At 64.0% G+C, this 24406-nt stretch carries 24 protein-coding genes and 1 tRNA gene; 15 read left to right on the top strand and 10 right to left on the bottom strand.

Annotated elements, in window-relative coordinates; genetic code table 11:
• Positions 1-85: 85 nt before the first annotated feature.
• Positions 86-802, bottom strand: a complete 717-nt coding sequence (locus tag E8F11_RS17130) for a response regulator transcription factor (protein ID WP_280290045.1) — start codon at positions 800-802, stop codon at positions 86-88.
• A gap of 496 nt (positions 803-1298) precedes the next feature.
• Between E8F11_RS17130 and E8F11_RS17125 the strand changes: the two genes are divergently transcribed.
• Entirely contained in the window at positions 1299-3056 is a 1758-nt protein-coding gene (locus tag E8F11_RS17125; RefSeq protein ID WP_280290044.1) for a carboxylesterase family protein, read from the top strand.
• A 124-nt stretch (positions 3057-3180) separates the two neighbouring features.
• On the opposite strand, the gene E8F11_RS17120 is transcribed toward E8F11_RS17125, so the two are convergent.
• The 3 genes from E8F11_RS17120 to E8F11_RS17110 all read right to left on the bottom strand — a co-directional run bounded on the left by E8F11_RS17120 (position 3181) and on the right by E8F11_RS17110 (position 4288).
• Positions 3181-3366, bottom strand: coding sequence for a hypothetical protein (locus E8F11_RS17120; protein ID WP_280290043.1), 186 nt, complete (start codon positions 3364-3366; stop codon positions 3181-3183).
• Positions 3367-3485: 119 nt separating this feature from the next.
• A complete protein-coding gene (locus E8F11_RS17115) occupies positions 3486-3695 on the bottom strand; it encodes a DUF3203 family protein (protein WP_280290042.1) in 210 nt (69 codons plus the stop codon).
• A 284-nt stretch (positions 3696-3979) separates the two neighbouring features.
• Positions 3980-4288 (bottom strand): hypothetical protein, encoded by a 309-nt coding sequence (locus tag E8F11_RS17110; protein WP_280290041.1) that lies wholly within the window; start codon positions 4286-4288, stop codon positions 3980-3982.
• A gap of 459 nt (positions 4289-4747) precedes the next feature.
• On the opposite strand from E8F11_RS17110, the gene E8F11_RS17105 reads away from it, so the two are divergent.
• Positions 4748-5158 (top strand): phage infection protein, encoded by a 411-nt coding sequence (locus E8F11_RS17105; RefSeq protein WP_280290040.1) that lies wholly within the window; start codon positions 4748-4750, stop codon positions 5156-5158.
• A 178-nt stretch (positions 5159-5336) separates the two neighbouring features.
• On the opposite strand, the gene E8F11_RS17100 is transcribed toward E8F11_RS17105, so the two are convergent.
• Entirely contained in the window at positions 5337-5960 is a 624-nt protein-coding gene (locus tag E8F11_RS17100; protein WP_280290039.1) for a lytic transglycosylase domain-containing protein, read from the bottom strand.
• Between the two features lie 165 nt (positions 5961-6125).
• Between E8F11_RS17100 and gspG the strand changes: the two genes are divergently transcribed.
• From gspG to E8F11_RS17085, 3 genes are all read left to right on the top strand, one after another.
• On the top strand, positions 6126-6548 hold the full coding sequence (gene gspG, locus E8F11_RS17095; RefSeq protein ID WP_280290038.1) for a type II secretion system major pseudopilin GspG: 423 nt from the start codon (positions 6126-6128) through the stop codon (positions 6546-6548).
• A 5-nt stretch (positions 6549-6553) separates the two neighbouring features.
• Entirely contained in the window at positions 6554-7270 is a 717-nt protein-coding gene (locus E8F11_RS17090) for a type II secretion system F family protein (protein WP_280290052.1), read from the top strand.
• Between the two features lie 170 nt (positions 7271-7440).
• Positions 7441-7516, top strand: a tRNA-Ala gene (locus E8F11_RS17085).
• 285 nt (positions 7517-7801) lie between these two features.
• Here the strand turns inward: E8F11_RS17085 and E8F11_RS17080 are convergent.
• From E8F11_RS17080 to E8F11_RS17070, 3 genes are all read right to left on the bottom strand, one after another.
• Positions 7802-8332, bottom strand: a complete 531-nt coding sequence (locus tag E8F11_RS17080; protein ID WP_280290037.1) for a response regulator — start codon at positions 8330-8332, stop codon at positions 7802-7804.
• A 190-nt stretch (positions 8333-8522) separates the two neighbouring features.
• On the bottom strand, positions 8523-9950 hold the full coding sequence (locus tag E8F11_RS17075) for a sigma-54 dependent transcriptional regulator (RefSeq protein WP_280290036.1): 1428 nt from the start codon (positions 9948-9950) through the stop codon (positions 8523-8525).
• A gap of 6 nt (positions 9951-9956) precedes the next feature.
• Positions 9957-10916 (bottom strand): sensor histidine kinase, encoded by a 960-nt coding sequence (locus tag E8F11_RS17070; RefSeq protein WP_280290035.1) that lies wholly within the window; start codon positions 10914-10916, stop codon positions 9957-9959.
• A 709-nt stretch (positions 10917-11625) separates the two neighbouring features.
• Between E8F11_RS17070 and E8F11_RS17065 the strand changes: the two genes are divergently transcribed.
• Both E8F11_RS17065 and E8F11_RS17060 read left to right on the top strand, forming a co-directional pair.
• Positions 11626-12444 carry an outer membrane protein OmpK gene (locus tag E8F11_RS17065; RefSeq protein ID WP_280290034.1) on the top strand — a complete coding sequence of 273 codons (819 nt, stop codon included), beginning with the start codon at positions 11626-11628 and terminating at the stop codon, positions 12442-12444.
• Between the two features lie 108 nt (positions 12445-12552).
• Positions 12553-12864: a hypothetical protein gene (locus E8F11_RS17060; RefSeq protein WP_280290033.1), complete on the top strand. Its 312-nt coding sequence runs from the start codon at positions 12553-12555 to the stop codon at positions 12862-12864.
• A 196-nt stretch (positions 12865-13060) separates the two neighbouring features.
• Here E8F11_RS17060 and E8F11_RS17055 read toward each other — a convergent pair whose 3' ends face one another.
• Positions 13061-14506 (bottom strand): sodium:solute symporter family protein, encoded by a 1446-nt coding sequence (locus tag E8F11_RS17055; RefSeq protein WP_280290032.1) that lies wholly within the window; start codon positions 14504-14506, stop codon positions 13061-13063.
• Positions 14507-14892: 386 nt separating this feature from the next.
• On the opposite strand from E8F11_RS17055, the gene E8F11_RS17050 reads away from it, so the two are divergent.
• From E8F11_RS17050 to E8F11_RS17030, 5 genes are all read left to right on the top strand, one after another.
• Entirely contained in the window at positions 14893-15729 is an 837-nt protein-coding gene (locus E8F11_RS17050) for an arylamine N-acetyltransferase (protein ID WP_280290031.1), read from the top strand.
• A 157-nt stretch (positions 15730-15886) separates the two neighbouring features.
• Positions 15887-16636 carry a phytanoyl-CoA dioxygenase family protein gene (locus E8F11_RS17045; RefSeq protein ID WP_280290030.1) on the top strand — a complete coding sequence of 250 codons (750 nt, stop codon included), beginning with the start codon at positions 15887-15889 and terminating at the stop codon, positions 16634-16636.
• A gap of 506 nt (positions 16637-17142) precedes the next feature.
• Entirely contained in the window at positions 17143-17613 is a 471-nt protein-coding gene (locus tag E8F11_RS17040; RefSeq protein ID WP_280290029.1) for an LEA type 2 family protein, read from the top strand.
• Between the two features lie 194 nt (positions 17614-17807).
• Positions 17808-18149, top strand: a complete 342-nt coding sequence (locus tag E8F11_RS17035) for a zinc ribbon domain-containing protein YjdM (protein WP_280290028.1) — start codon at positions 17808-17810, stop codon at positions 18147-18149.
• A gap of 161 nt (positions 18150-18310) precedes the next feature.
• Positions 18311-19120, top strand: a complete 810-nt coding sequence (locus E8F11_RS17030; protein WP_280290027.1) for an NYN domain-containing protein — start codon at positions 18311-18313, stop codon at positions 19118-19120.
• Positions 19121-19278: 158 nt separating this feature from the next.
• On the opposite strand, the gene E8F11_RS17025 is transcribed toward E8F11_RS17030, so the two are convergent.
• A complete protein-coding gene (locus E8F11_RS17025; protein ID WP_280290026.1) occupies positions 19279-20676 on the bottom strand; it encodes a VOC family protein in 1398 nt (465 codons plus the stop codon).
• Between the two features lie 365 nt (positions 20677-21041).
• Between E8F11_RS17025 and E8F11_RS17020 the strand changes: the two genes are divergently transcribed.
• The 3 genes from E8F11_RS17020 to E8F11_RS17010 form a co-directional block, all read left to right on the top strand.
• Positions 21042-22331 carry an FAD-binding oxidoreductase gene (locus E8F11_RS17020; RefSeq protein WP_280290024.1) on the top strand — a complete coding sequence of 430 codons (1290 nt, stop codon included), beginning with the start codon at positions 21042-21044 and terminating at the stop codon, positions 22329-22331.
• Between the two features lie 430 nt (positions 22332-22761).
• Entirely contained in the window at positions 22762-23223 is a 462-nt protein-coding gene (locus E8F11_RS17015) for a Bro-N domain-containing protein (protein WP_280290023.1), read from the top strand.
• A gap of 217 nt (positions 23224-23440) precedes the next feature.
• Positions 23441-24406 (top strand): IS110 family transposase (locus E8F11_RS17010; protein ID WP_280287030.1); only part of this gene is annotated, 966 nt, incomplete at its 3' end.

Raw genomic sequence — 24406 nt, 5'->3', positions numbered from 1 at the left:
GCCAGACAAGCTTCCCGGGTTCAAGAAGTGCTGTTGATTGTCGCCTGCTCGATGATTGCTTGCGCTGCGTCGCGGCGTGCACCAGTCAATCCGCTTCCCCCCAGGCGGGTTCGGGCGGCTCTCCGTTATGGGTCAGCCCGTGCCTCAGCGCATACATCAGCAAGTCGGTCCGATTGATGAGATTGAGCTTGTGATAGATGCTGCTGAGGTGGTTGTGCACCGTGTGTTCGCTGATGCCCAGGCGCGCGGCGATGCACATGTACTTGGCGGACGGGTCGCCGACAATGGCGCGGATCAGCTCCCTCTCCCGCAGTGTCAGTTGCGCCTGTTTCGCGTGCTCCGGGTCGCCGTTCACATGAGCGTGCCCGTTTGCGCTATAGCCGGAAAGTCCGCCGGCCCAGGCTATGTCCAATCCATTGTCGCGATGGTGGACCTTGATGATGGCCTGGGTGATTGACTCCGTCGAGGCTTCCGCCAGCACGACGCCCCTTGCGCCGGCCTCTATCGCCTGGGACACGGGAATGGCCTCGTACAGGCCCTTGAGCACCAGTACTTTCATTTCGGCGTTGCGGGCGAGTCCAGCGATGACCTCCAGCGGGTCCAGCGCATCCGGAAAGAAGCTGAAAAAGATCACATCGGGACGTAACTGATCGGCAAGATCCAGCGCATTGGCGTAGGTGGTGGCCTGACCGCTCACTTCCATCCGGGGTTTCCTGGCATTGATCAAGTCATGCAGGCCCATGAGGACGAGGGGGCGACAATCGATCAGCATCACGCGTATGGGATTTGTGCGAGCCGGCATGGCCTTTCTCGCTCCCCTGCAAAATGAACCATTCGTTTCGATGACAGCTGGTTTTATATAAGTGGGCTTTTGGCATATTGCCAGCAGCCGCGGACCTGCAGCGGAGATGGCGGGATAAACGGCTATCCGCTTCAAACTGGGCAGTCGTTCAAGGCGGAGAACAGGTGCTCCAGTCGGCCTGATGCAGCCCAGGCAAGCACCCGCGGCATTTTCTCGGAAGTCAAAAGGGTGACGCGAACACGGACACTTTCCCTCGCGCTCATTCGGTCGACGCACTCTCCGGGCTTACTGCCGGCACTGACCTGACCAACCAGTCATCCCGCCGCCGCCCCGTTTCCTTGACGGACGCCCTGGCACTGCCTAGACCACATCCCGCAGTCCACTGTGCCAATGCGCCTGGACGATGCCTGTTGCCGAGCGGATTGGCGGCCCGACTTTCGCAGTCGGCACTTCCCCTATCCGCCACCCCCTGGCGACCAGGAACGAGATAACAACAATGAAATGGATTCTGAAGCTGCCCCGTCGCGGCTGCCTGCGCGGCGCCGCCCTCCTCGTCCTTTGCTCCCTGGCCATTACCGGCCAGGCCGCCGACAGCCAGTCGCTGATGCGATCCATCTCCTCCCTGGGCGGGGCCCAGGTACAGGGGGTGGCGGATGTCGGCAACACCCAGTCCTGGCGGGCCATTCCCTATGCCGCACCACCGGTGGGCGAATTGCGCTGGCGGGCGCCGCGCAATCCGGGTGCCTGGAGTGGCGTGCGCGACGCCAGCCGCTTCGCCAGCATCTGCCCGCAACTCGGGAGCTTCTTCGGTGCGCCGGACCCGGCTACCTTCGGCCAGCCGATCGGCTCGGAGGACTGCCTCTACCTCAATGTCTGGCGGCCGAAAAGCGCGGAGTCCAACCTGCCAGTGATGTTCTGGATCCACGGCGGTTCCAACCTCAAGGGCGCCGGTTCCGAGCTGGTCTACAACGGCGCCAACTTCGCCCGCAACGCCAACGTCGTGGTGGTCTCGGTGAACTACCGCCTGGGCAGCCTGGGCTGGCTGTACAACGCTGCCCTGCAGGACGGCGACGCCAGGGACGACTCGGGCAACTACGCCACCCTGGACCTGATCAAGGGCCTGGAGTGGGTGCGCGACAACATCGCCCAGTTCGGAGGCAACCCGAACAACGTCACCATCGCCGGGCAATCCGCCGGCTGCATCAACGCCTGGGGCCTACTGCAATCGCCCCTGGCCGACGCCCTGGTGGACCGCATGATCTGCATGTCGGGCCTGCCCAACGCCTATCCCACGGCCCTGGGCGAGTTGCAATCCAGCGGCATGATCGACCGGCTGCTGGTGGAGAAGGGGCATGCCAGCGACACGCTGCAGGCCGCCGCCTTCCGCCAGGCACAGGGCGCGACCTGGGTGCGTGGCTTTCTCCGTGGATTGCCGGCGGCGGACATCGTGCGGCACACGCCAACGCCCGTCGTCATGGGGCATTTCACCGACGGCCATGTGATCCCCTGGGCCGGCTACGTCGACCTGATCGCCGGCGGCTACCACAAGGTGCCGATGATCCTCGGCACCACGAAGGACGAGGGCACCTACTTCGCCGGCGAACTGCTCGGCTACTTCAAGCCGAACCACGCGCAGCTGTGGGACATGGTCAACCACCAGAATCCGGCCAACCTTGCCATCACCGACATCGTCAAACCGGAGCTCTACCCCAGCTACCGTCCGGTGCACCGCGCGCTGAGCCTGGGCATCGACCTGACGGTGGACAACATCTGCCGCTACCTGCGCCTGCTGCAGGGCGGCATCTACCGCTACAACTTCGACTGGGACGACGCCCCCGCCCCCTGGCAGGAGGCGCTGGGCGCGGTGCACGGCATGGACGTGCCCTTCCTCTTCGGCAACTTCCCCGCGGCGCCCCAGGAGGACCTGTTCCGTTTCCTCAGCAGCAGCGCCAACCAGGGCCAGCGCGCGACGCTGTCCGGCAAGTTCAGCCGGTACGTCGCGCAATTCATGCGCACCGGCAATCCCAACAAGGCCTTCGACGGCTTGCCCGATTGGTACGACTGGTCGAATTTCTGGGTCTTCCAGAAGCGACTGATCCTGGATAACACGGTCCGCAGCAGCTCCCACGATGTCTGGCTGTCGGACGTGAACAGCGCCCTGAACCAGCTGGGCACGGATGACCAGCAGAAGGTGCTGGACCTGATGAATGGCCAGCAGGTGCAACTGGAGGACGCCGGTGTCGGCTACCAGTAGCCCGGAAAGCAGAACCCCCGGAGCTTTCGCTGCCGGGGGTTCTGTCTTTGAAGATGGGTGACGTCCGTGTCGCTTGATTTCATTCTGCCACTATTTGCTCAGGCAGCGCTACGGGTAAAAACAATTATCGTTCAGCCCGGTGGGAATGCCGGAAGGTTTCGGCATCGTCCAGGGTGGGGTCGAACAGGGGATCCTCCGGATCGCGCTCCAGTTCCAGGTCGACGCAATCGGGATCGATCAGCCAGCGCGGGAAATCCGGCTGGCGCTTGCTGTCATTTCCAGAAATGCCGCTTCTTCGCTCACTACTCATGCTGCACCTCTTCCGACCAACATGGTCCGTAAATATTTGAGTCGCGAAGGCGCGCCATCGTTCAGCCAATCGGTCCACCACCGGTCAGCGCTCACCCGGTCCCGCCCGGCTAGCCGATGTCAGGTACTGCGCTCGTCCCTGGCGCCGACGCCGATCAGCATCAGTGCTTGATCTTCGCTGATCCAGAAATTGCCGTCGACGCAACGGATCACCGGAACGTGGATCTGCTGATCGGTGGCGATCACGACCTGCTGAATGGGTAACTCGATCAGCTTGCCGTCGAGCTCCAGGGTACAGATGCCACGTTCCAGGTCTATGTTCACGGCCATCGCGCTCTCCTTCGGTTGGCAGGCAAGCGACCGTGCCGCACGGTATCGGCAGCGACGCTCAGGCGGCATGGACGCCGGGTCGAAGCGGGCTCGGCACGCAGCATCCGCATGGTTGGCATCCTCGCCTACCCTGCAAGTTTGGCCGATGGCCGCCCGGAACGCAGGTCCACAGGGGCCGGACTCCATCGCTCCGGTGGGGAGGAAAGGCGCCGCCCCCTCTCGGAACCGGCGCCCGTTGCTGCGGCGGCGGCCGACAGGCATCCGGCAAGTACGTACCCCACAGATCAATAAACCGGCGGCGCCTCCGGCAGGACTTCAGGGTCCGGGATATAGGGCATGGTCCAGGGGTCGAGGTTGCGCCCCTGACGCTGCAGGTCAGTGCGGGCCTGTTCGATCACCCCGGCCAGGCGCACGGGGCTGGCGTATTGGGTGCCGAGGATGTGTTCGATGCCGTGCACCTGCTGGCCGTGCAGGTCGTGGATGCTGATGCTGAAGCTGTCGTCTTCTTCATGGGCCTGGGCCTTGCAGCCATAGGGGACGAAGGCTTCGCTGGCCAGGCGCATGGCGGTGTTCCGGCTGAGGGTTGTGGTCATGGCGAACTCCGGCAAGGTGGCTTGAGTAAGGTTGACCACGGCAATGCGGGAGTGGGTTCCGGTAAAGCGATAGAGGGCAGGACTGCCTGAGTAATGCTTATGCCATCAAGCAAAGACTTTTCTAATTCGAAGAGTTGGAATTATCGATTGGTGAAATCCCACTTTTCCCTCACCCAATTACCCGGTTTTCTGGGAGTGGGAGAAGGCGATTGGGTTAGCGCGGCTCCTGGCCTTGCAGGGACGAATTCATTTGCCAAGGGCCGCAAAGCGGCCCTACGGAACTGGACGCTCCCCGTGAAGAGACCCGCCAGAAGCGCCAAGACCTTGATCCTGAAGGGTTTAAAACAACATCAACGGCGTTGATGGTCTCTATCGGGCGTGATCACTTTTTAATCAGACCCCTATCCGTAAGATTGGCTCCGTACCCAGTTTCCTGCCCCCCTCGAGGAGCCCCAGATCATGAAAACACAAGCCTTCGCCGCCCTGTTCATCGCCACCCTGAGCAGTTCCGTCTTCGCCCTGCCGTCCGATTCCCAGCCGGTGCTGGGTGAGTCCAAGCAAGGTACCTACATCCAGGTCGTTGACCCGGTTGCCGCTGAAGGCAGCTTCATGGTTCTGGACCGCGTTGCCGAAGGCGGCTCCGACCGCACCGGCGCCAACCGTATCGCCGAAGGTGGCTCCGACCGCACTGGCGCCAACCGCGTCGCTGAAAGCGGCTCCGACCGCACCGGTGCCAACCGCGTCGCCGAAGGTGGTTCCGACCGTACCGGTGCCAACCGCATCGCCGAAGGTGGTTCCGACCGCACCGGTGCCAACCGCGTCGCCGAAGGTGGTGCCGACCGTCTGCTGCAAGCCCAGCGCGTGAGCTGATCGACGCGCGCCCTACGCCTTCAAAGCCCGGCGGACGCCGGGCTTTTTGTTTGTGGGGGCGAATTCATTCGCGAAGGGCCGCAAGGCGGCCCCTACGGAATGCAAGACGAGCTCATTCACGCGGCAGGCCGGCCAGAAAACCCCGAAAACCCACCCCCGCATCTGGGGATTTTCCCCACTAACGGGGCCGTTTCGCTTCGGCCTGGAGGCGCTGGTAATGCCCCAGCACACTGGGCACGTAGCGCTGGGTTTCCGGGTAGGGAGGAATGGCGCGGTCGTAGGCGAGCACAGCCCCGGGACCCGCGTTGTAGGCGGCCAGGGCCAGAGAAAGGTCGTTGCCGAACAACGTCATCATGCGCTTGAGATAGCGCGCCCCACCGCGGACGTTGGCAGCCGGGTCGAACACGTCGCGCACGCCCAGATCTCGCGCGGTCTCGGGCATCAACTGCATCAAGCCGGCCGCGCCCTTGGGCGAGACCGCCGTGGGGTCGTAGTTGGATTCGGTCTTGATCACTGCGTGCAGCAGCTCCGCCGGCAGATCGTAGTCGAAGGCCGCCTGGGCCACGATCAGGGCGTAGCGCGTCGGCTTCTGCGGGCGCTTTCGCTTGGGCGCGACAACGGCCGGAGTCCGGACCATCAGCGGTCTCTCGCGGGCCACGCGAACGGATTTGCGGTCCGTGCGATGAATATTGGTGAGGGTGACCCCACCGTCGGCAGAAACCACGCGGTAGATATCGGCCTGGGCGCAGCATGCGCTGGCCGCAAGGATGCTGGACAGCACCAGGGCGGGCACTTTCGTCATTTTTCTCTCCTGTCAGGGCACGCGCCCTTTGGGATTGTTCGGTGCTGCACCCTGAGCAAAGCACATGCCGGAAATGCCCAACCGGCGATACATCGCCCCTGTTGCCCGCTCGTCTTGCACAGCTCTTGCCTAGCCACCTGCAGTGACCCCGAAGCGGAGGCTCCCATGGAAAAGCGTCTTCGGCCCGAACAGGGCTTCACCCTTCTCGAACTCCTGGTGGTGCTGGTGGTGCTCGGCCTGCTGGCCGGCATTGTAGCGCCCAAGTATTTCAACCAGTTGGGCCGCTCCGAGACCAAGGTGGCGCGCGCGCAGATCGAGGGGCTGACCAAGGCCCTGGATATCTACCGCCTGGAAGTGGGCCGCTACCCCAGCACCGAGCAAGGCCTGGCCGCGCTGGTGGCCGCTCCCAGCGACGAGCCGCGCTGGGCCGGCCCCTACCTGCAGAAGGAGGTGCCCGAGGACCCCTGGGGCCGCGCCTATGTCTACCGTTCTCCCGGTGAGAACGGCGACTTCGACCTGCTCAGCATGGGCAAGGATGGCCAGCCAGGCGGCGACGGCGAGAACGCCGAAGTCACCAGTTGGCAGTGACCGCCATGCGCTACCAGGTAAAAGCGTTGCGCACCGGGGCCGGCGTGGTCGCCCTGATGATCGAGGCCGAGAGCCAGGACGAAGCCCGCCGCCAGGCCGAATCCCAGGGCCTGCGGGTCCTCGCCCTGCAGGCCGAGCGGCGTTGGTCGCTGCAGGGCTGGCGGCGGCGTGAGGCCTTTCCCTTGCTGCTGTTCAGCCAGGAACTGACAACCCTGCTGCTGGCCGTGGCGCTGCTGCGCCAGGAGGGCGTGCGCCGTGCTCTCGGGCGCCAGGTCGAGCGGTTACCGGCGATCCGCGAGCGCATCCAGGTCTACGAGCTGGCGCGTTTCTATCGTTCCCTGGGCATCCTGCTGCAGGGCGGGATTCCCATCCTCACCGCCATCGGCATGGTCCGCGGACTGCTCGGCGCCGCCACGCGTCCGCGCCTGGGCCAGGCCGCCGCGCGCATCCGCGAAGGCCAGGCGCTGTCCCGCGCCCGGGAGGAGCACAGCCTGGCGACACCGGTGTCGTTGCGCATGCTTCGCGCCGGCGAACAGTCCGGCAACCTGGGCGAGATGATGGAGCGCACCGCCGACTTCCATGACGAGGAAACCAGCCGCTGGATCGAATGGTTCGTGCGCCTGTTCGAGCCGCTGCTGATGACCTTCATCGGGCTGATCATCGGGGTGATCGTGATCCTGATGTACATCCCCATCTTCGAGTTGGCCTCGAGCATCCAGTAGGGGCGACTCCCTGTGGAGGCGAATTCATTCGCGAAGCAGACCGCAGGTCTGCCCTCGGGAGTCCGAGCGAGCTCACGCCTCCCTCTCCCCCAGCCCCTCTCCCAAAGGAAGAGGGGAGCAAACCGCGCCGGCCTGCAACTGGCGCCGCCGACTACTACGCTGTTTCTACCGGGGACGTAGCTCAGCTGGGAGAGCGCGGCGTTCGCAACGCCGAGGTCGGGAGTTCGATCCTCCTCGTCTCCACCACAAACAAAAAGCCCCCGAAGGTGCGCGACCTTCGGGGGCTTTGTCGATTCAGGCGTGGCCGTAGGCGAGCCAGGCGAGGCAGGTCATGGCGGCGGCCACGGCAAGGCTGAGGGTTTGGTGTTCCAGCATGAGTTCGAGCGAAAGCATGGGGCAGTCCTCGTGTCCGGTTGGGGAATCCAGCTGTCCCGATCTTGATCCGCCCGGCCCCGGGCGTCGATCTGTCAACTTTTCACCCTGTAAAGAAAAAGCGCAGGTCCAGGCCTGCGCTTTGTCGATCCGGCGGCGTCAGACGCCTTTCTTGGTCTGCTTCAGGGGTTGCTCGGCGCCGGGAGTGGCGCGGCGGCGGTAGGAGAGCACCCAGGCACCATCGTAGAGTTTCAGCGGGAAGCTCACGTCGCCACCTCGGCGACGCTCCGTCTGGGCCGGATCGGACGCTGCGGATTCGTCGCACGGGGCGCCGCTTGGCAGGCCGTGAAGCACCACGTTGCCCAGCTCATGCAGGGGGAAGGGCTTGAGCAGGATGATCTCGATATGGCGTTCGATGGCGCGGTTGCAGACCTCGATGCAGGGGTGGGCGGTCATCAGCACCGCTTCGCAGCTGTGCAGGGTGCGCAGGGCGTCGAAGACCTCGAAGCCGGTCATGTCCGGCAGACGGTAATCGAGCAACAACAGGTCGGGCTTGAAGGCCAGCACCCTCTGCAGGGCGATGGCGCCGCTGGCGGCGGTCTGCACTTCGCAACCGAGCATTTCCAGATAGATCTGGAAGTTTCCGGCGAGGATTTCCTCGTCGTCGACGATCAGTACTTTCTTCGACACTGTGGCTGCTCCCCTGTGAGGAGATCGGACTGCGACCCACTCGGTCGCTGGTTGCATCCTTGCACGTTCCGAGCCAAGGCTGCATCGACCCGCCCGGGCCGATGATTCCTGGAGTCTGGATCAGAAGGAAAGGTCCACCACCGGGCTATCCCCCGGTCCTGGTTGGGCATGGCCCGATGGCGGGGCCCATTCAGTGCTGGCGATCGGGCCGTTCCAGGCCCAGCTTGTCGATGCGGTAGCGCAGCATGTCGCGGGTCAGGCCGAGCATGCGGGCGGATTTGGAGATGTTCCAGTCGGTCTTGCCCAGCACCTTGACCACCAGGTCGCGCTCGGCGTCGGACAGGTTCGTATTCTCGTCTTCCATCCCAAGGCTTTCGCTGGCGAAGCTCGGGCTAGCCGCCTCGGTGACACCGGCGCCGGCCAGCAGACCGCGGCAGATGGTCAGCTGCTCGGGACCGATCAGGCTGCCCGGCGCCAGCAGCACCGTCTGCTCCAGCATGTTGCGCAACTCACGCACGTTGCCCGGCCAGCTGTAGCCCTTGAGCACGGCCCTGGCCTCCACGCTGAAACGCAGCCCCGGCTTGCCGTAGCGCTTGCCGTGCTGGGCGGCGAAGTGTTCGGCCAGGGTCAGGACGTCGTCACCGCGGGCGCGCAGCGGCGGCACCTTGACGGTGATGATGCGCAGGCGGAAGAACAGGTCGCGGCGGAACTTGCCCTCCTGCACCATCTGTTCGAGGTTGCAGTTGGTGGCGCTGATGATGCGCAGGTTGACCTTGCGCTCACGCACCGAGCCCAGGCGGCGGATGGTGCGGTCTTCCAGCAGCTTGAGCAGCTTGGCCTGGAGCAGCAGGTCGATCTCGCCCACCTCGTCGAGGAACAGGGTGCCGCCATCGGCCGCTTCCACCAGGCCGACGCGGCAGTCCTTGGCGTCGGTGAAGGCGCCCTTCTCATGGCCGAACAGCTCGGCCTCCAGCAGGTGCGAGGGAATCGAGGCGCAGTTGAATTCGACGAAGGGGCCCTTGCTGCGCGCGCCGTCGAAGTGCAGGGCGCGGGCCACCAGCTCCTTGCCCGTCCCGGTCTCGCCCTCGATCAGCACCACCGGCAGGTCTTCGCCGGCCATGCGCTCCTCGGCCGCCAGCAACTGGTGCACGATGTCCTTCATGGCGCGCATGGGGGCGGAGTCGCCAATCAGCCCGCCAAGGCCGGAAGCCTGGGCCTCGCGCTGCTGGTAGAAGGACAGGCGCTGTTCCTGGCGGCGCGCCTCCAGCACCTTGTCCACCACCAGCTTGAGCTCGGCCAGGGCCACCGGCTTGGTCAGGTAGTCGCTGGCGCCGGCCTTCATCGCCTCCACCGCACCCTGCACGTTGCCGTGACCGGTGATCATGATGACCTTGAGTTGCTCGTCCATGGCGCGGGCGCGGCTGATCAGCTCGCACCCACTGATACCCGGCAGGCAGTAGTCGGTGAGCACCAGGTCGGGGTGCTGCGCCTCGATGATCGACAGGGCCTCCTCGGCCGAACTGCAGACCATGACATCGAACTGGCGCCGCTGCAGGTAGGTGCAGAAGTTGTCGGCCAGGATCTCGTCGTCTTCGACGATCAGAATGCTGTTGCCCATGGCGGTCTATCCCCCTGCCGTGGCCCTGAAGGTCAGGTGCACGTTGGTGCCGGCGTTTTCCCGGCTTTCGATCCTGACTGCGCCACCGAAGCGCTCGGCTATCTTGCGCACCAGCACCAGGCCGACACCCAGGCTGCCACGCTTGGTGGTGTGGAAGGGTTTGAACGCCATCTCCAGCATGGCCGGCGTCATCCCGCTTCCGGTGTCGCTAATGGTCAGGGTGAGTTGCTGCCGGCGCGTGTCCGGCTCTAGATGAATGGCCAGGCGGCCGCCGCGCGGCATGGCTTCGATGGCGTTGGAAAAGACGCTGCCCAGCAGTTGCTTCAGCAGCACCGGGTGGCTGACCACCTTGGGCGCCGGCGTCGCTTGCCAGTCCACCTCGATTCCGGCATGGCGGATCTGCGGCCCGTAGCCGGCCAGGGTGTCTTCCAGGGCCAACTCGGCGCTGGAGCGGATGGACGCCAGCGGATTGCGCAGGCTGTGGGCGACGGCGGTGGACATCTCGCCGAGCAGGGTCAGGGTTTCGTTCTCCACCAGTTGCCGTTGCTGGTCGTCCAGCAGGTGCGAGGCGTGGCGCACGAACCAGAACAGGCTGAGGTAGATGGCCGCCCCGCCCAGGGCGGTGGCGATCCAGAGCAGGATGAAACCGCGCTTCATCCGCGCGATCAGGTCCACCGGCTCCTTGTAGATCTCGATCACCGAGAGCACTTCACCACGGCTGTCCAGCAGGGGGATGAAGCTCTCCAGGTAGAGGCTCTGGGGCACCCGCATGAAGTAGGCTTCCGCCAGGCAACTGTCGGGGCCGTGGTGCTCGGTGGTCACGGTGTCGCGGTCGATGCTTTCACTCATGAGGGATCGGCTGGCTGCCGGGCCGAGCAGGATGGCCACCACCAGGATGATCACCAGGCTGACCAGGGAAAACCAGCGAAACAGGTTGAAGGGCTTTGCCGCCATCGCCATGTTCATCGAAACCTCCCCGTGGGTGCCGACGGCTCGCTTGCAAGGCAGGCGTCAAAGGGGTCTTCAGCCGGCCGACTGGTCCAGCGCCGGCTCCCGGTAGTTATAGCGCAGGCCCCTTCGATCGCGGTCCTACCGTCCGGCGACCGTCAATCGCCAGGTTTGGGGAATTCCCCATTTCTCCACCCATTTTTCCCCAGTTCTGGGGCGCCAGTCCCCAGCCGCCAGCGGTTCGCCCCAGAGGCGGATGACCGCCATTTTTCGTGGCGCCCCATGGCAGAGCACACGGCGGCAGATGGTATGGAAGTTGCGCCCTTCCCTCCTCGGCATCGGCCTCTCCCCATCGCAACTGACAAACGGCGATGTTCATCGACTGGAAGGGCGCGTGCCGGCAGCGGGCCCTGGTGGCTTTGCCTGTGTGAGCGAATTCATTCGCGAAAGCCAGCTACCCACCGACCCCACCGCGCAAAATCAAGGTAAAGCCGCCCAAACGGTCAACTTAACCTCCCGGATTTGCGCACCCGGTCAGTTTCCAGCGGTCGGCATTTTCCGGCGAACTTCGCATAACCACTTGAAAAACGCTGCTTTCCCCCGATAATCGCGCGCCCGACCGGGCGCCGTGAATGCTTGGCGCCTTTCCTGCCCTGGCAGGCAGTCCTGAGCAATCAGACAAGTTCTGCGCAGATAGAAGTTACGAGACCTGGAGCCAATCCCCCCGATGAACCGTACCCTTTCCGCCCTGATGCTCGCCGGCGGCCTGCTGGCGGCCGGCAACGCCCTGGCCGATGGCCCGCTGCTGTGGCAGGACAACAGCCTGACCTACCTCTATGGCAAGGATTTCCAGATCAACCCGGAAATCCAGCAGACCTTCACCTTCGAGCACGCCAGCGGCTGGACCTTCGGCGACCTGTTCATCTTCGTCGACCAGATCAACTACAACGGCGAGGAAGACGCCAACCTGGGCGAGAACACCTATTACGGCGAGATCTCTCCGCGCCTGTCCTTCGGCAAGACCTTCGAGCAGAAGCTGGAGTTCGGCCCCATCAGCGACGTGCTCCTGGCCGCCACCTACGAGCGCGGCGAGAACCGCAACCAGAACTACCTGCTCGGCCCGGGCTTCGACCTGAAGCTCCCCGGCTTCGACTACTTCCAGCTGAACTTCTACTACCGCAAGCCCGACGGCATCACCAACAACCCATCCGGCCAGTGGCAGGTCACTCCGGTCTGGTCCTACACCATCCCGGTGGGCACCTCTAATGTCGTGATCGACGGTTTCATGGACTGGGTGTGGAACAACAAGGACGCCACCTCCGACCGCCCCAACGACCTGCACGCCAACCTGCACTTCAACCCGCAGATCAAGTACGACCTGGGCAAGGCAATGGGCTGGAGCGCGGTAAAGCACTTCTACGTCGGCATCGAGTACGACTACTGGAAGAACAAGTACGCCATCGACGACAACAGCTTCCTCGGCGACGAGATCCTCGACGGCACCGACCAGAACACCTTCAGCCTGCTGGCCAAGGTGCATTTCTGACGAATGAGGGGTCCGTCGCAACGACGGGCCCCTCTGGCTTGCGCCCTCCAGGCGGCAGGTGGAAAATGCGCGCCAGTCTCCGCCTGCAGTCTGATAAGGAAATTTCCGATGGCCAGCGACAGCCCCCAAGCCGCCCCGCGCACCCGGGGTGAGAACGTGGTCACGGCCGGCTGGATCGCCCTGGGCATCGCCATCCCTGTCAGCTGTTTTTTCTCCGACGAAACCTTCGACTTTTCCGCCAGCCTCGCGCTGCTTTCCCTGCTCACCCTCTGCGCCGCTTTCGCCTGCTGGCCCAGGCTCTTCCTCGCCCCCATCAACTACCGCGGCTTCGTCGACAGCGTGCCTCGCGGCAGCCTGATCGCCATGAGCGTATTCGTCGGCCTCACCGTGCTACGCGGCTTCGTCGAACTGGTGGCCTGACCCGTCGAATTCATTCGCCAGTTTCGTAGGATGGGTGGAGCGGAGCGATACCCATGCGGACAGAGCTGATGGGGATCGCAAGCTCGCGGAACGCCGCCCGACCCACCCTGTGGGAGCGAATTCATTCGCGATGAAATATCCCCGCCCATGAAAAAGCCCCGCACATGGCGGGGCTTTCTCATCTGGCTCAACGCACTCAGGCGCTGGCCGGGGTTGCGCCGATGATCTCGGCGCGGCTGCGCACCAACTGCGGCAGCAGCGAACCCACGACCATGCCCAGGAGGCTGAACAACAGGCCTGCCAGTTGCGGCGGCCAGAAATCGGATTCCTGGTAGGTCATTTCCAGCAGGCCCCAGGAACCCAGGCCAGCGGCAATGGCCAGCAGCGCACCCTGGGTGGTGGCGCGTTTCCAGAACAGGCCAGCGAACAGCGGCACGGCTGCGGCAACCAGGGTCACCTTGTAGGCGTTGCCGACCATCTCGTAGATGCTGGAGTTGGAGTTCAGCGCGAACAGGCCGGTGGCGAAGGTCATCGCCAGCACGCTGCAACGCATGGCCAACAGCGCCTGGCGGTCGGTCATGTCCGGGATGAAGCGCTTGAGGATGTTCTCGGTGAAGGTCACCGACGGCGCCAGCAGCGTGCCGGACGCGGTGGACATGATCGCCGAGAGGATGGCGCCGAAGAACATGATCTGGGCGAACAGCGGCGTGCGCTCCAGGATCAGGCGCGGCAGGATCATCTGCGAGTCTTCAGCCAGCCAGTGCTTGACCATCTCCGGGTCGATCATCTTGGCCGAGTAGGCGAGGAAGATCGGCAGCATGCAGAAGCACAGGTAGAAGCAGGCACCGGTCATCGAGGCGCGGGCGGCGATGTTCTCGGTCTTGGCCGACATCACCCGGGCATACACGTCCTGCTGCGGGATGGAGCCGAACATCATGGTCACCGCGGCGGCGAGGAAGGCGACGATGTCCTTGGCCGAGGTCCCATGGAGGAAGGTGAACTTGCCTTCGGCAGCGGCGTGGCTGATCACAGCCGCAGGGCCGCCTGCCATGTCGCCGACCAGCCAGGTCAGATAGAACAGGCCGACGACGATGATCATCATCTGCAGGAAATCGGTCATCGCCACCGACCACATGCCGCCGAACAGCGTGTGCAGCAGGACGATGAAGGTGCCGATCATCATGCCCTCGGTGGTCGTCAGAGCACCGTCGGACAGCACGCTGAACACCACGCCCAGCGCAGTGAGCTGCGCGGCGACCCAGCCAAGATAGGACGCGATGATCACCAGGCTGGTGAGCAGCTCCACGTTCGGGCCGAAGCGCTTGCGGAAGAAATCACCGATGGTCAGCAGGTTCAGCCGGTAGAGCGGACGGGCGAACACCAGGCCCACCAGCATCAGGCAGCCGAACGAACCGAAGGGGTCCTCGATGATCCCAGCGAAGCCTTCCTCGAGGAAGGTGGCGGGAATGCCCAGCACGGCTTCGGAGCCGAACCAGGTGGCGAACACCATGGCCACGACCAGGGGGAAGGACATGCTCCGACCGCCGGAGGCGAAGTCCGTGGAGTTCTTCACGCGGGTGGAAGCGTAGAAACCGACAGCGACGGTGATCAGCAGGTATACCGCAACAAACCAGATCAGCATTTGTTCTTGTTCCAGAGGCACGCCTGTCGGGGCCAGGACGCCTGGGCGGCAGGTCCTCGACTGACGGAGTTTTTGTTATTGACGCAGAGGACCCGGAACGGAGCGAACCGGGCGGTCACCACGGAGGCGCAGTCTGCCAAACACGTAAAATATGTCAAACAATTACGATGCAGATGAGCAAAAAAATCGACAGAACGCATCTGACCCTGCAGACAGGATGCAGCTCAATACCCTGATTTATAGAGCTTTGCAATGTCACCTTGTGACTCGCCAGTATTTTATTTTTTACATAAGCCGTTGATTAAGATAAACACCAAGCTACCGTTTGTCCGGCCAGCCTGGGCTTCTGCTAGCATCCTGGCTTCATCGTCACGGAGCCGACCACCATGCACGCGCTGACCCCGCAGCAGTCCGAGGCCTACCTGCGCTACCTGGACACCCCCGCCCCGCAACAGCCTGACCTCGCCGCCCTCGACCGGCTGATCGCTGCCCACCAGCGCCAGGTGGCCTTCGAGAACGTCGACGTGCTGCTGGATCGCCCCATCCGCATCGACGGCGATGCGGTGTTCGCCAAGGTGGTGGAACGCCGGCGCGGCGGCTACTGCTTCGAACTGAACAACCTGTTCGCCCGCCTGCTGCTCAGCCTCGGCTACCGCGTCGAACTGCTGGCCGCCCGCGTGCGCTGGGGTCTGCCGCTGGACGCGCCGCAGACCATGCTTTCCCACCTGACGCTGCGGGTGCTGCTCGACGAGGGCCCGCACCTGGTGGACGTCGGTTTCGGCTCCGCCACCCCCTGGCGCGCCGTGCCCCTGGGCGACCGGGAAATCCCCGACTTCCCCTTCCGCCTGCGGCCCCAGGACGACGGCACCAGCGAGGTGCAACTGGAGAATTTCCGCGCCGAGACCGGCTGGGCAGCGGTCTATCGCTTCCGCCCGGAAACCCACGCCTGGGTCGATTACATCCCGCGCAACTGGTACACCTCCACCCACCCCGACAGCATTTTCCGGCAGATGCTGATGAGCGCCCGCGGCGACGGTGACTGCCGCCTCACCCTGGCCAACGGCACCTTGAACCGGCGCTACCTGGATGGCCGGGTGGAAAGCCGCAAGATCGAGGAAGCCCTGGAGCTGATCGAGGTCTTGAAGACGGACTTCCTGCTCGACCTGCGGGAAGAGGATATCGAGCCGCTGCGAGTGAGGCTGGCGGGCCTGCTGACGGGATAAGGCGTAGGGTGCGCCATGCGCACCGGCCCTTGTGCTCGGAACTCCGGTGCGCGCAGCGCACCGCATCGCGAATGAAATCACTCCCACAGGGGCAACTCAGTCGTAGGATGGAAAACGCTCCGCTGAGCGCAGCGATACCCATCGGACCGAGGTCCCCATGTCCACCGCCGCCCACCTCCAGGCCCTGCACGAACAGGGCTACACCCTGCTCCCAAAGGTGCTCGACGCACCGCGCATAGCCGCCCTGCGCCAGCTCATCGACCAATTGCGGCCCATCCACTGGGACTACATCGGCCTGGTGGACGACCACTTCAAATGCGTATTCAACCGCGGCCCGGAATGGCTGCCCTACCTCGACCTGCCCGGCGTCATTGAACTGGCCGAGGCCGCCCTGGGCGCGGATTGCCATGTGATCGGCCAGACCGCCTGGCGCAACCATCCCGGATTCGTCGGCGCCGAACTGCACCTCGACCACCTGGTGATGGACCTGCCGGAAAGCCTGCTGGCCGACCCGGCCTTCCAGTTGCCGATGCAGATCTGCACCGCCCACCTCTACCTCGACGACATAGACACCGACCTCTGCCCCACCCTGGTCATTCCCGGCAGCCACCGCGCCGGGCGCAGGCCCCGGCCCGGCGAAACAATCTGGCAGGGCCGCCCCGCCGAAGCCGTGCTGTGCCGCGCAGGCGATGCCTTGGTGTTTCGCAGCGAACTCTGGCACGCCGGCAGCCGCAACCGCAGCGCCGACCGCAGCCGCTACCTGCTGCAGGTCCATTACGGCCGACGCATGGTGGCGCAGAAGTTCTCGCCCTACCTGTACTGGCAGTTCAACCCTGCGGTGCTGGCTGCCTGCACCCCGCGCCAGCGTCGCCTGCTGGGCGACCATGAAGCCGCCGAATACGACTGACGCCGAAAAACCGAGCAAGCGCTTCCAGCCCAGCCACCGCGCGCCACCCACACACTTATCCCGAAGATATCCACAGAATCTCCCACAGTTTCTGTGAGCATTCCCCATCCGGAATTCGCCGCACCTGTAGGGGCGAATTCATTCGCCAAGGAGGCCAAAGGCCTACCCATCGCAACCCAAAAAATCAACCGGACAACCCACTTGCACAAAAACCGAGCAAGCGCTTCCATGCCAGAAGCCGCGGGCCCTGCAAGCAGCCATCCCAAAGATATCCACAACTTGCCCCACAGAATCCGTGGGTATCCGCGGCCGGTCCCGGGGCGCCATCGAACGTCACGAGTTGCACCCTCCCCGTTCAATAACCGAGCAACCGCTTCCAGGCCCCCAAGCACGGGCCCCGGAGCGATCTATCCCGAAGATATCCACAGCTCGCTCCACAGAATTTGTGGGCACGTCGGCGCCGGCCTGTTCTTTACTCAAGACATAGCCCGAACAGGAACCCCCCCGTGCGCAGCCGCCGCCTTTTCGCCCTGATCATTCCACTGTTGTTCCTTGGCAGCTGCGCCAGCCTCGACCCGCGCGATCCCCTGCAGGTGGACCTGGCCGGCATGGAGCCCCTTCCCGGCGAGGGCCTGGAAATGCGCTTCAACCTCAAGCTGCGAGTGCAGAACCCCAACGAAGGGGCCATCCACTACAGCGGCGTAGCCCTGCAGCTGGACCTCAACGACCAGCCCCTGGCCAGCGGCGTCAGCAGCCAAGGCGGGACGCTGTCGGGCTTCAGTGAACAGCTGATCAAAGTCCCCATCAGCATCTCGGCCTTCTCGATGCTGCGCCAGGCCTGGAACTTGACGGGCAGCAGCCCGATGCAGAACGTTCCTTACGCCCTGCGCGGTAAGCTGGGCGGTGGTTTCTGGGGCACGCGGCGCTTCTCCGACACCGGCGTGCTGAGCATTCCCGAGCCCATCGACACGCCCTAGGCGCAGTCGCAACAGTCGTTATCGTCAGCGCAGGCAGACTGAGAAGCGGCCTCTTGAGGGGGAGGTTTCCGACAGGGTCGAATCGATAAAGTCCCCGGCACATCGAGCCCGTGAAAGCGCAGAAACGGGCAAAGCGATGGCAAAACCCCTTATAATTTGCGGTCTTTCTCGTAACACCTGACGTCGAGGCCCTGATGAGCACCCTGCCGCCCTGCCCCAAATGCAACTCCGAATACACCTACGAAGACGGCGCGATGCTGATCTGCCCAGAGTGCGCCCACGAGTGGTCCGCCAACGCCAGCAGCGAAGCGGCCAGCGATGAAAAGGTGATCAAGGATTCCGTCGGCAACGTCCTGCAGGACGGCGACACCATCACCGTGATCAAGGACCTCAAGGTCAAGGGCTCGTCCCTGGTGGTCAAGGTCGGCACCAAGGTGAAGAACATCCGCCTGGTGGACGGCGACCACGACATCGACTGCAAGATCGACGGCATCGGCGCGATGAAGCTGAAGTCGGAGTTCGTGCGCAAGGTGTGAGCCGTTTGCTCCTGGAGTAGGAGCCAGCTTGCTGGCGAAATGGCGCAACAGCTTCGCGAGCAAGCTCGCTCCTACAAACGCGCAATTCAACCCGGCGATGGGTTGGCGCTGGCCAGCGGGTTGGCGGTATGGTCAGGCATTCCCCACCCCAAGGACGAACCATGGCCCTCAAACCGCAAGCCCCGCGTCAGCAGAAGCACCTGGCCGTTCTGATCGACGCCGACAATGCACCGGCCGCCATCATCGAGGGCCTGTTCGAAGAGATTGCCAAGTACGGCGTTGCCAGCGTCAAGCGCATCTACGGCGACTGGACCGGGCCGCAGCTGGGCAGCTGGAAGAAGGTCCTGCTCGACCACTCCATCCAGCCGATCCAGCAGTTCGCCTACACCAAGGGCAAGAACGCCACCGACTGCGCGCTGATCATCGACGCCATGGACCTGCTCTACACACGGCGTTTCGACGGCTTCTGCCTGGTCTCCAGCGACAGCGACTTCACCCGCCTCGCCGCGCGCCTGCGGGAGGAAGGCCTGGCCGTCTACGGCTTCGGCGAAGAGAAGACGCCCAAGCCCTTCGTCTCCGCCTGCGACAAGTTCATCTACACCGAACTCCTGCGCGCCGAGGCAGCCGAAGCGGCGCCCGGCAGCGGTGACAGGCCGCAGCCAGCCGGCACCGGCGAAGCCCCCAGCGAACCACCCAAGCCGGACGCCAAACCCAAGCCACAGAAAGTGCCGGTGGACTTCATCGCCAAGCTGATCGATGACATCTCCGACGAAGACGGCTGGGTACAACTCGGCGCCCTGGGCCAGAACATCAGCAAACTGCGCCCGGCCTTCGATGAGCGCCTTTACGGCTTCAGGAAACTCAGCGACCTGATCAAGGGCCAGAGCAAGCGCTTCGAGATTCAAGTCAGGGGTAGCAGCGCCAGTGGCGGTGAGTCGCTTTATGTGCGCAATCGCAAGCCAGGGAAATGAAGGCAAACGCCGGACGCCCTGGCAAATGAATCCGTCCCGACAGGGGAATCGCCGCGCAAACGAGAAGGCCAGTCATTCGACTGGCCTTCCCTTTACCACCCAGAGACGATCAACCACTGCTCAGGCGCACAAGCCGCGCCGCGGGTTGGCGCCCGGCGCTAGACGAGCGGAGGCAGGTCGAGTGTTGCCGAGCACTCCAGAATGGATCGGCGCTGGGTGTCGGCATACAACTGCAACTCGTCCAGTACGCGCGCTCCCAGCGCGGCATGGAAGTCGGCCTGGTTCGAGCTGATCCCATAGTGAGCCTGCGCGTTGTCGCCGAGGTTCGACTGGAAAATGCCAGCGGCACTGACAGGCAGGAAGTCCTCGTAGACCAGCGGCTCGAAGCGCACATGCCCGGCGTCGATCAGGCTGTCCAGGTCGCGGGGGCGCACCACATCGCTGCGGGCCGCGATGCCCCGCTCCGTCACGAAGAAGCGGAAGTAGGCCAGCCCCTGCCTGCGCATCTCGTCATGGCCGTCGGGGAAGTCGTAGAAGTTTTTTTCGAGCAACTGGGCATAGCGCTGCGCGTTGCCCTCGTTGGGAAACTCCTTCAGCTCTGCCCGGGTCGCGGCCAGCAGTGCGTCGTAGAGCGCCCGGCCCTTCTGGGTAAGGGCGGCGCCGCGCTGCTCGATCTCGCCGAAACGGGCGGTATGGCTACCCAGGGCGCCGTGCTGGCCAACGAAGGCCACCTGCTCCTCCAGCGCCTTGAAGCTGGTCTGGCGCAGCAGGATCGGGCACTGCCGACGTGGCGGGCCCTCCACCACGGCCTTCGGTGTGATGCCGCGCTCGGGCATGCTGGCCTGGATCAGGTCGATATCCAGGGTGCGCGGGGTCAGGTGATTGATGTGCGGCCCCTTGAACGCGACCACGTCGGCGATCAGCCGGTGCTGGTCATGCAATCGTTTGTACTCCTCGGCCGTCACCGTCGCCTGGGTGTGCCAACGGAAGGTTTCCAGGGCTTCCTTGACGAAGGCGTCGGCATCCTGCTGGTTCAATCCGCCTTCGCGTTCGAACTGGGCGATCAGTTCCCGGGCGCGGGCCGTGAAGATGTCCCGATTGGCCAGGATGCGCGAAGCCAGCTCGCGCAGCCCGAGGTTGTCGATCAGCTCCAGGCGCAGCAGCGAGGTGAACACCCGGAACGGGCTGACCTGCAGCGCGTCTTCGTGCACCGCGCGGAAGGCGGTGGAATGGACCGGCACCCCCGCGCTGCTGAGGTCGTAGTAGCCCACCGGCTGCATGCCCATGACGGCGAACAGGCGGCGGATGGTCGACAGCTCGTCGGCCGTACCCACCCGGATAGCGCCGTGCCTTTCCATCGACAGGCGCTCGATCTCGCCTGTCCAGCGCAGTTGTTCGACGAGTTCCGGCGTCTCGGCCATCGCCTTGTCGTTGATATCCGCGACGAGTTGCAACAGGGTGCCGTAGAGAGGGACCTCCGTCTTGTACATGTCGGACATGGCGCTGGAAAACTGTGCGCGAATTTCGTCCGGACTCACGAACCCCTGCTTCTTCATGGTGCTGCGATCTCCCTCGGATCAACGAATCGGCTGGATTGGCCGGGCAACGGGCGGCGCCGGCACGGGGTCGATTCTGCTCAGCTTCGACGGCACCTACAAACGACATATCCTCTGCACTTGATTCCCACAGGGAATGAACTCGACCCGCAGGTGACTATTCCGGGTCAGGTCCATTGTTTTCTCGACCAAATGGCACGGCCCCCGCCCCTGCGCATCCCGCGCGCCATTCCGCTGCGGAATGACGTGCGGAGGATATTTCGGTTGTTCTCCACCGCCCGGACAAGCTAAACAGTCGTTCAATTAGCAGCGAACGGACGAATCCGGCCCGCCGGGCTCCAGGACGCCACCGACAGGATCCACTGATGAAGACCAACTTCCTCAAGACCTTCTACGAAGTCACCGCCGACAAGACCTCCTACCCTGCCCACTCCGGCCGGACCGACGCCCGGGTATGCATCCTCGGCGGAGGGCTGGCCGGCCTGTCGACGGCCCTCGGACTGGCCGAGCGCGGCGTCACCGACGTGGTGGTCCTGGAGTCCCACAGCGTCGGCCATGGTGCATCGGGGCGCAACGGAGGTTTCGTCTTCGGCGGCTACAGCCTGGGCAACGCCGAACTCCTCGCCACCCTGGGCGCCCAGGAGGCCCGCCGCCTGTACCAACTGACCCTCGATGCCGTCGAACTGATCCGCACCCGCGTCAAGCAATACGGCATCGACTGCGACCTGGTGGACAAGGGCGTGATCCTCGCCAACTGGTTCAACGATCCGGCCCGCCTCGAAACACCGCGCAAACTGATGAGGGACGCCTACGGCGTGGACTGGGACTACATCCCGCCCGGCCAGTTGAAAGAGATGCTCAAGACCGAGCGCTATTTCGGCGGCCTCCTGGAGCGCAACGCCTTCCACTTCCATCCGCTGAAATACGTCTACGGAATCGCCCGCACGGTTGCCGGATTTGGCGTCAGCATCCACGAGCATTCCCCCGCCCTGGCCATCGAAAAACGCGCCGACAAGTACGTGGTGAAGACCGAGGGCGGTGAAGTGCATGCCGAGCATGTGGTGTTTTCCGGCGGCGGCTATGCACGGGGCGTCTATAGCCCGGTCGAAAGAGCCGTACTACCCATCGCCACTTACGTGGTCGCCACCGAGCCCCTGGGCTCAAGATTGAAAGATGCCATCGACTGCGAGTCGGCGGTCTACGACACCCGCTTCGCCTTCGACTACTACCGGCCGCTGCAGGACAGCCGGATTCTCTGGGGCGGACGAATCTCCGTGCTCGATCGCGGCCCGGAGGCCATCGCCAGCCTGCTCAAGGCCGACCTGGTGTCGGTCTATCCCCAGTTGGAAGACGTGGATATCCAGTACTCCTGGGGCGGGCTGATGAGTTATGGCCGCCACCAGATGGCGCAGATCGGCCAGGACGACGAGGGCATCTGGCACGCCGTCGGCTTCGGCGGCCATGGCATGGCACCGACCACGGTGGCCGGCGAGGTACTGGCGGATGCCATCGCCAACTCCGTTCCAATACCCGACGGCTTCGGCAAGTTCGGCCTGACCCGCACCTTCGGCCTGGCCGGCCTGCTTGCCGCACAGATGACCTACACCGCCTTCCAGGCCCGCGACGCCTTCGATGCCCGGCGCCTGAACCGCTAGAGCCCTGATGGGTATCGCTTCGCTCCACCACATCCTACGGGGATGCATGGCTTCGTAGGATGGGTGGAGCGAAGCGATACCCATCATTCCGCGTAAGACGCGGAAATTTCCCAAACCCATTTCCAGGCCTTGTTCACGCCCTTATGCATCCCTAACGTCCCCCGGTCGCGGTCAAACCCGCGACCGGGTTTGACGACCTGATACCACTTGCGCGTTCTTGCCTACAGGGCATGCGGGAAACGGCGGACGTTTCCAGCAGACCCAGCCATGAGTGCAGTTCCCTACACTGCAGCCCCCCTATGGCAGGCCGCGCGGGGAGATCCCTCGGGGTCTGCCGGCTCTGTGGTCCGGTTCGTCAACCCCGTGCGGTCTGCCACCCTTTTGATGACGACGAAGGTGGCAGCTCCTTAATCAACCACGGAGTTCCACCATGCATGACGCATACACCCCTACCTTCTTCACCCGCCACAACCGCCCACTGCGCGGCGTGATGATCGACAACCAGCCCTGGTTCTCCGCCTACGACTTCGCCCGCCTGCTCGGCCTGCATCATCCCCAAGCCCTGCACCGCCGCCTCAAGTCCTTTGAGACTCGACGCATTTGCCTCTGCTATGCCACCGGCAGTGAAGAAACCATCGACGTCATCAACGAGGCCGGCCTCTACAAGGCCCTGATCCGCTTCGGCCATCCCGAATGTCAGCACCTGGATGAATGGCTCACCCGCGAAGTCATCCCCACCCTGCGCGACCAGCACGCCGAGGACTATTTTCACCCGCGCCGCGTGATGCTGAGTTGGCAATCCCAGCGCCTGATGCTGCTGGAGTGGCAGGGTGAGTTGTGGATGCCGTGGGAGCAGGTGCCGCGGCATGTCGACACGCCCCTGCTCCGTTAAGCACGAAGATGGGTATCGCTTCGCTCCACCCATCCTTGTATCTCTCCAGGGCAATGAGGTTAGCTACCTCACTGCCCAGGGCCGGGAAAGCCGTTCCCATCCTGAGAGCTCGACTCTGTTTCGTAGATTGTGCTCCCGGCCCTCTTCTCCAACTCCTGAATGGTATCCAAGCCCCTCCACCGGAGTGAGGCTGCATGAACAAGGCAAGGATCGAGAGATGGCGGTTATTGGAATCGATGTCAGCAAGCAAAAGCTCGACTGTCTGTGGTTACGCGACCCGGACAGTCTGAAGGTCAAGACCAAGGTATTTACCAATCAAGTAGACGGCTTTGCCGCCTTGATCGAGTGGTGCTGCACCCACAGTGGCGTTGCCGCCGGGGAACTGAAGGTGTTCCTTGAGGCCACCGGGGTCTACCACGAATCCTTGGCGTATTACCTGCACGACCGTGGCGTTCAGGTCTTCGTCCTGAACCCGGCGCAAGTCCGCGAATATGCGCGCAGCCTGGGTATTCGCGGTAAGACGGACAAGCAGGACAGCCTGGTGCTCGCCCGTTTTGGCGCGACCCAAAAGGCCCGACGCTGGTTGCCGGAGGCGCGGGAGATCCGCGAGCTGAAAGCGATGATCGTGCGGTATGAGGCGTTGCAGGAGGACCTCCAGCGCGAACTGAACCGGCGGGAAAAAGCCGAGGTCAGTCAGGCCAGCCTCAGCGTAGTGGCCTCCATCGATACGATGCTCAGTGCCCTGCGTCAGGAGGCCGAACGCCTGAAGCAGGAGATCGACGACCACATCGACCGGCACGACCAGCTCAAACGCAACCGGGAGCTGCTGCGGAGCATCCAGGGCATCGGGGATGTCCTTTCCCGCCACCTGCTGGCGTTTCTGCACAGCCGCGACTTTGGCTGTGCCCGACAATGCGCGGCCTATGCGGGCCTGGTTCCACGCCCCTGGGACTCGGGGACGTCGGTAAAAGGCAAACCACGCTTGACCAAAGCGGGGCAGCCTCGGCTGCGGGCCAAGCTCTACATGGGGGCCATTGTGGCCAAACAGCACAATCCCACGGTCAAAGCGCTTTACCAGCGTCTGCTGGCACGCGGGAAAGCCAAGATGAGCGCCCTGGGCGCGGCCATGCGCAAGCTGCTGCAGATTGCCTATGGTGTGCTCAAGACGCAGACACCCTATCAG

Source organism: Pseudomonas sp. BN417 (genome assembly GCF_029871205.1).
Lineage (GTDB): Bacteria > Pseudomonadota > Gammaproteobacteria > Pseudomonadales > Pseudomonadaceae > Metapseudomonas.
Note: the sequence above shows the minus strand (reverse complement) of the source record. Positions and strands in the feature narration are given on the sequence as shown.

Bases quoted from the DNA above. Each gene is read 5' to 3' on its own strand.
- E8F11_RS17110 (WP_280290041.1), bottom strand. From the start codon at position 4,288: ATGACCACAACCCTCAGCCGGAACACCGCCATGCGCCTGGCCAGCGAA.
- E8F11_RS17015 (WP_280290023.1), top strand. From the start codon at position 22,762: ATGCATGACGCATACACCCCTACCTTCTTCACCCGCCACAACCGCCCA.
- E8F11_RS17035 (WP_280290028.1), top strand. From the start codon at position 17,808: ATGAGCACCCTGCCGCCCTGCCCCAAATGCAACTCCGAATACACCTAC.
- E8F11_RS17025 (WP_280290026.1), bottom strand. From the start codon at position 20,676: ATGAAGAAGCAGGGGTTCGTGAGTCCGGACGAAATTCGCGCACAGTTT.
- E8F11_RS17060 (WP_280290033.1), top strand. From the start codon at position 12,553: ATGGCCAGCGACAGCCCCCAAGCCGCCCCGCGCACCCGGGGTGAGAAC.
- E8F11_RS17130 (WP_280290045.1), bottom strand. From the start codon at position 802: ATGCCGGCTCGCACAAATCCCATACGCGTGATGCTGATCGATTGTCGC.
- E8F11_RS17120 (WP_280290043.1), bottom strand. From the start codon at position 3,366: ATGAGTAGTGAGCGAAGAAGCGGCATTTCTGGAAATGACAGCAAGCGC.
- E8F11_RS17055 (WP_280290032.1), bottom strand. From the start codon at position 14,506: ATGCTGATCTGGTTTGTTGCGGTATACCTGCTGATCACCGTCGCTGTC.
- gspG (WP_280290038.1), top strand. From the start codon at position 6,126: ATGGAAAAGCGTCTTCGGCCCGAACAGGGCTTCACCCTTCTCGAACTC.
- E8F11_RS17125 (WP_280290044.1), top strand. From the start codon at position 1,299: ATGAAATGGATTCTGAAGCTGCCCCGTCGCGGCTGCCTGCGCGGCGCC.
- E8F11_RS17050 (WP_280290031.1), top strand. From the start codon at position 14,893: ATGCACGCGCTGACCCCGCAGCAGTCCGAGGCCTACCTGCGCTACCTG.
- E8F11_RS17090 (WP_280290052.1), top strand. From the start codon at position 6,554: ATGCGCTACCAGGTAAAAGCGTTGCGCACCGGGGCCGGCGTGGTCGCC.
- E8F11_RS17075 (WP_280290036.1), bottom strand. From the start codon at position 9,950: ATGGGCAACAGCATTCTGATCGTCGAAGACGACGAGATCCTGGCCGAC.
- E8F11_RS17115 (WP_280290042.1), bottom strand. From the start codon at position 3,695: ATGGCCGTGAACATAGACCTGGAACGTGGCATCTGTACCCTGGAGCTC.
- E8F11_RS17070 (WP_280290035.1), bottom strand. From the start codon at position 10,916: ATGAACATGGCGATGGCGGCAAAGCCCTTCAACCTGTTTCGCTGGTTT.
- E8F11_RS17065 (WP_280290034.1), top strand. From the start codon at position 11,626: ATGAACCGTACCCTTTCCGCCCTGATGCTCGCCGGCGGCCTGCTGGCG.
- E8F11_RS17030 (WP_280290027.1), top strand. From the start codon at position 18,311: ATGGCCCTCAAACCGCAAGCCCCGCGTCAGCAGAAGCACCTGGCCGTT.
- E8F11_RS17105 (WP_280290040.1), top strand. From the start codon at position 4,748: ATGAAAACACAAGCCTTCGCCGCCCTGTTCATCGCCACCCTGAGCAGT.
- E8F11_RS17100 (WP_280290039.1), bottom strand. From the start codon at position 5,960: ATGACGAAAGTGCCCGCCCTGGTGCTGTCCAGCATCCTTGCGGCCAGC.
- E8F11_RS17045 (WP_280290030.1), top strand. From the start codon at position 15,887: ATGTCCACCGCCGCCCACCTCCAGGCCCTGCACGAACAGGGCTACACC.
- E8F11_RS17020 (WP_280290024.1), top strand. From the start codon at position 21,042: ATGAAGACCAACTTCCTCAAGACCTTCTACGAAGTCACCGCCGACAAG.